Here is a 250-nt window from a genome sequence, read left to right as displayed (position 1 = left end):
CCCGGTGAACTTCATGCCTTTGTATGAGATGGACTGATTCTTGCGGTGCTCGAATCGCGCCTTGATCCAGGTTGTCAGAACCGGGATCGATGCCACCGTGACCGGAACGAGCAGCTGGATGACCGTGGACCCATCGAAGGGTTTGCTGTCGAGCGTGGTCGTCTCGGCGTGGAGGGCATTACTCAGCGCCGTGAGTTCAGCCTCGTCTTCGGTCGGGACGGCGATGAGCAACTGTGACATTTTCTGGGTC

Annotated in this window: 1 protein-coding gene; it reads right to left on the bottom strand. The window is 58.4% G+C overall.

Annotated elements, in window-relative coordinates; genetic code table 11:
- On the bottom strand, window positions 1-231 hold a 231-nt coding region (locus SB753_RS39780), incomplete at its 3' end, for a hypothetical protein (protein ID WP_410805510.1).
- Window positions 232-250 lie beyond the last annotated feature (19 nt).

The sequence above is a fragment of the Paraburkholderia sp. SIMBA_053 genome (genome assembly GCF_046534895.1).
GTDB classification, from domain to species: domain Bacteria; phylum Pseudomonadota; class Gammaproteobacteria; order Burkholderiales; family Burkholderiaceae; genus Paraburkholderia; species Paraburkholderia caledonica.
The sequence above is the reverse complement of the archived record's forward strand: the minus strand, read 5'-3'. Positions and strand labels throughout refer to the sequence as shown.